Origin of the sequence: Marisediminitalea alba (genome assembly GCF_002993365.1) — a bacterium.
Classification (GTDB): domain Bacteria; phylum Pseudomonadota; class Gammaproteobacteria; order Enterobacterales; family Alteromonadaceae; genus Alteromonas; species Alteromonas alba.
In genome coordinates this window covers 1-4809 of sequence record NZ_PVNP01000042.1, presented here as the reverse complement: position 1 = coordinate 4809, position 4809 = coordinate 1, and the positions used below count along the sequence as shown (strand labels likewise).

The following is a 4809-nucleotide window of genomic DNA, read 5'->3' as shown; positions in this document are numbered from 1 at the left end:
CCTAAACCGCTTCCTGTTCGTCAGGCCAGCATTTTGCCTTCGGCTTCCTTCAGATTTCACCTCACGATGAACACCCTTGCCGTTCGGCTAGCACTTCCCCTTGCCGGGTGTGCAGAGGACTTTCACCTCCAAGTCATCAACTCACCACCACAGTGAGTTAAACGGTGTCGAAACACCACGCGCCATGCCCGGCACACCATAAAAAAGCCCGGTTAGTTCCGGGCTTTTATTGGGATTTTCAATAGGTTAATGCATTAACCTTGGAATGGGTTACGCTTAGTTTGGCCACCCTGTTCGTCAGGTACACTACCTGCGAAACCTTGAGTCAGTTCGGCCAGGCTCCCCGCCTTTTCTAAAACTGGCGCAACGTATTGCTTTTTGCTTTGCTGAGTGTTTTCAGTTTTCAAAATTCGTTCCTTCTTACTTGTTACGACGAGATAAGCGCATACCCAGCAGACCTAAGCCTAACAGAGCCAGACCAGCCGGAGCAGGTACATCTTCTGCAGCTGCGTCTACGTCGGTTAAGAAACCAGTTACACTGTTTTCTTCGAAGATACCGTCGATAGTCACTGTGCTGTACAGTTCGTCTTCAACCAGGTTGCTATAAGTTACGGTGTATTGTGGCAGATCAACTACCATTTCGCGGCCAGCGCCAGAGCCGTTGCCAGAAGCCATACCGTATTCGGTATCGAATACCAGACCAGTGCCCAGCATATCAAGGGTGATTGACATGATGTCAAATGATGCAAACACTTCGAACAGACCATAGTAAGTGCTGGTTGAAGGATCGAACTCACCGAAAGAATCACCGTCTAACGTTACAGACCAGTCAGATGCACCGAATGCACCACCAGCTGTAGTTGAGGTAGACACCCAGGTTGCAGACTCTGAACCACCGGCTAAGAAGTCAACCGTTACTTCGATGCCTGCCAGCTCCGCACCAGATACTCCCTGGATATAAGATGCATTTGCTGAAAAGCTTGCTGTTACAGCTAATGCCATTGCGAGTAAATATTTCTTCATTTGGAAAATCCCTTGAAGTTGTTAAATCTGATTACTGATACTACTGCAATCACTAATGCAACTGTCGTGCCTGAATTTAAAACATCACTTAAGTTGTTGTTTTACAAAGACCGGATCATGTTATTAACAATATCGGATCCGGGCGATCCGCACAATGTGTAAAATTTTGTGACACTACAGATGCCTAAAAATTAACCCATTGTTTAAACTGTAGTTTTTGCTTCATTTAACAGTGTAACACTGCTTTATTGCGAGTTTAAGACAAAGCTAAGCTATTTGCGGTAAATCTCCACCTCAGCGTTTTACAGCCGATGAGGTGCTAGCCCTGGAATGGATTGCGTTTAGTTTGGCCACCCTGCTCGTCTGGCACACTGCCTGCAAACCCCTGGGTGAGTTCTGCCAGGTTACCGACTTTATCTAACGCAGGCTTTTGGTATTCTGCGCTTTGTTCTATGTTACGTTGCTCTGTGTTGCTTTGCTTTGCTGTTTGCTGGCTCATGGTAATTCTCCTGTCGAATTCGATTATTAGGCCTGGCGTTTTCGAGCGCTCAATAATAGCCCTAATGCCACTAGCGCTAGCCCTGCAGGGGCTGGCACCGGCATATCCGGCTCGATCATGTCGGTGTCGGTCATAAACGCACTGCGCATTCCTGCGCCAACTACCCTGCCATCAAGGCTCATCAGCGTCATAATACTGAATAACTCGTCTAGGTAATTTTGTGTATAAGTGGCAACTAGCATCGGACTTGAGCCCACCATTTCACGGCCAGGACCAGAGCCATTGGCTGAGGCATCACCGAATTCTGTATCGAACACCACACCAGCGTTAACGCCATTTAAGGTAAGTTCCACAATATCGAAATTTGAGTTGTTGGCCACAACCCAAAGCCCGTAAAAGGTGTTGGTGCCCGGGTCGTACTCACCAAACGAATCGCCCGACAGCATTACGCCCCACTCCGGCGATAACGCGCCGCCCATATCAGTCCCCATGGCGTTCCACATCAGGGTATCGGTTGAACCATCAGAAAATTCTGCGGTAACCGTCATGCCTGCCATATCAGCACCGGTAACGCCTTCAATAAACGCCGCATTTGACTGACTGGCGAAAAGTGTAAAAAGACCAGCTAATAAATATTTTTTCATTGTTATCTTCCTCTAATGTCCGGCTACTACCCTGTACAACTTATTACCATAACGATCCGCGTTGTGCGCTACTCAGTTAACGCAAAAAGCGCGCCATAACACTTATAAACTTTTATTATCAATAGGTTATATAACACCTAAACATTTTCCAGCTATTTTGGTGGCGTTAGGTATTTTCTCTGTAAAATTCTCCGACAACCTCCTTAAAAATGGCTTGATAAGCCGTGTTTAACCCTTAAAAAGGCGGATTTCGGCACAATATGCGCCGCTGATACCGTTACAGAGTGCCATTTTTATTGTCTTGACTGGCGCCTTGTCATATCTTTATAAACCACATAAGCACATGATTTTAATATATTTTTTATATTTCTCTATTCCCTTTCACCGATTAGCACAAATTTTGTGCAACTATGTTCCAACAAGATCCATTTTTTGATTTAATCTATATTTTTCAAATGTTTAATTATTTTTTCAGCAATGGATTTATTGGATCAGGAGCGCTTATCTTGCCTGCTATAGCCGAAACAGGCATAGTGAACGGCATTCTCCAAGGACGTAAATTGCATTACCTATGACTGCAATGTTTGCCATGGTGGCGGCAAACCACCACGCATTAAATGAATTGTTTAACCAAGCCAGCCAGTTCGCCACCGTGCGTTTGCTATGGCAAAACCCTAATTGCCTGGTTGCCAGCTACAATCAGCACGGCCCTGTTCATAACGCCAGGCTACATCAGTTTAGTTTTACCCACGCCAATGCCATAGTAGCGAGCAGTCGCGCGCCCGATAATAATGCGTTAAGCACGCAAATCAATGAAAATGCGGCAGGCATATCGCGCCGCGTTAAAGGGGCACACACTGCGTTTTGCTGGGCTGCAGATAAACAGCAGTTAATAGCCAGCCGCGATGCGCTTAATCAACACTGCTTGTACTATGCCCGAGTGGGTCAGGTAACGGTTATCAGCTCTGAAGCCAGCTTTATTGCCGGATTACTGCCGGCTACCCCCACGCTCAATCCCGCCGCATTGGCGTGTTGGCTGGCCGGCGAGCCTAACCCAGAGTTGTGCCTGTATAACAATATTGCTGTATTGCCGATGGGCTGTTCGTTGCAAGCCAGCCCGGATGGTGGCCTGCACACCCAACCGTTCTGGGATATCGACCCTGCTCATCGCCTTGAACTGGCCTCGGATAACGCCTATCGCGATGCGTTTTACCAGTTGCTTAACAACACCGTGGGCGATCATATTGCCGCTGATGAGAACTTGGTAGTCAGCCAAATGAGTGGCGGTATGGATTCAACCTCGATTACCGCGCTTGCCCATAAACTGCTTAGCCCACAACGCCATTGCCGGCCGTTATCGCACTTATACAGCCAGTCGGAAAGTTGCGATGAGTCAGACAATATTAAGGCGATGTATGCCCACCTGGGCCTTCAGGATCCCATCCAGATCACGGTAGATGCCGGTGCGCACCGGGATTTCTTATCTCTGTATCCCACCGATTTTGATTCACCGGGTACCGTACTTTCTCCGCGTTATCATCAGGAATGTGAGATTATTCAAGCGGCTGGTAGTCACCGATTACTTACCGGTAATGGTGGTGACGAAATGTGCTGGGGGCACGCCAGTGCTTATACTCAGCGCTTAAAGCAGGGCGATATTGGCGTGATTAGCGAGGTACTCAAAGCCTGTAAGCAAACCGGCATGGCACCGTGGCCGGTGTTTCGTTCGTTGTTTGTGAAGCCGATGATCCCGCAGTCGCTATTGGCTTTGGCGCGGCAAATTAAAGGGCGTCAACCTGCAGACTTGCCTGCCTGGTTAACGCCAAAAGCCAGTGCGTTAGCGCAAGAAACCGGCACGGTAAAAAATCCCTTTGATCCTAACAAAGATGAAGTAGGCTATGCCCGTTACCAGGCGCTTAAAACAACCTCTACGTTTAATTCGTTACGCTCGTATCAAAAGGTAGCCTGGCAATATGGTATAGAGGTAGTTCATCCCTTTTTTGATCACCGTATTGCTGAATTTACTTTCGCTATTCCGCCTAAGCAGCTTATTCGAGGCGCCTACCCTAAATGGCTACTGCGTAATGCTATGGATAGTTTGCTGCCAGAAAGCGTTTGCTGGAATGTGCAGAAAGTGACTTTTGATAATCATTTCGGCAAATTGGTAAAAGATAACGCTGAGCCACTCAGAAAGTTGCTGGAAGACACCCGCCTTGAAGAAATGGGTTTGTTGGATAACGCAAAATTACTGAGTGCTTTTGATCATACCGTAGGGAGTAATAAGGCCCATGTACACGTGGACTTATTGTACGCCATATTAACCCAACGCTGGATCCAGCAGCATCACTAAGAATGCTGTTTATACCTCGCGAGCCACAACCTTAGTCATCTCCGCATGCTCCACCTTCGTCATCCCCGCATGCCACACCCTTCGTCATCCCCGCATGCCACACCCTTCGTCATCCCCGCATGCTCCTGAGCGGGGATCTCCTTAATAGGCTATTTAAGCGGAGCCAGACTGTTTAGAAGATCCCGGCTCGGAGGCCGGGATGACAATATTTTTTTGGCCGGGATGACTGTATTTTGTTGGCCGGGATGACAGGTAATTAAAGTCATCACCACATGCCACAACCCCCGTCATCC

Annotated in this window: 5 protein-coding genes; 1 reads left to right on the top strand and 4 read right to left on the bottom strand. The window is 47.8% G+C overall.

From position 1 onward, the window contains the following. Positions 1–254: 254 nt before the first annotated feature. From C6Y40_RS04985 to C6Y40_RS04970, 4 genes are all read right to left on the bottom strand, one after another. The gene (locus tag C6Y40_RS04985) at positions 255–407 is read right to left on the bottom strand and encodes a lasso RiPP family leader peptide-containing protein (RefSeq protein WP_240621851.1); all 153 of its coding nucleotides are present in this window, start codon (positions 405–407) and stop codon (positions 255–257) included. A 13-nt stretch (positions 408–420) separates the two neighbouring features. Continuing rightward, positions 421–1023, bottom strand: coding sequence for a PEP-CTERM sorting domain-containing protein (locus tag C6Y40_RS04980; RefSeq protein ID WP_105933628.1), 603 nt, complete (start codon positions 1021–1023; stop codon positions 421–423). Between the two features lie 319 nt (positions 1024–1342). After that, positions 1343–1522: a lasso RiPP family leader peptide-containing protein gene (locus C6Y40_RS04975; protein WP_105933627.1), complete on the bottom strand. Its 180-nt coding sequence runs from the start codon at positions 1520–1522 to the stop codon at positions 1343–1345. Between the two features lie 26 nt (positions 1523–1548). Then, complete coding sequence (locus tag C6Y40_RS04970) at positions 1549–2166, bottom strand: hypothetical protein (protein ID WP_105933626.1); 618 nt, start codon at positions 2164–2166, stop codon at positions 1549–1551. Positions 2167–2737: 571 nt separating this feature from the next. On the opposite strand from C6Y40_RS04970, the gene C6Y40_RS04965 reads away from it, so the two are divergent. After that, positions 2738–4516 carry a lasso peptide isopeptide bond-forming cyclase gene (locus tag C6Y40_RS04965; RefSeq protein ID WP_105933625.1) on the top strand — a complete coding sequence of 593 codons (1779 nt, stop codon included), beginning with the start codon at positions 2738–2740 and terminating at the stop codon, positions 4514–4516. Positions 4517–4809 lie beyond the last annotated feature (293 nt).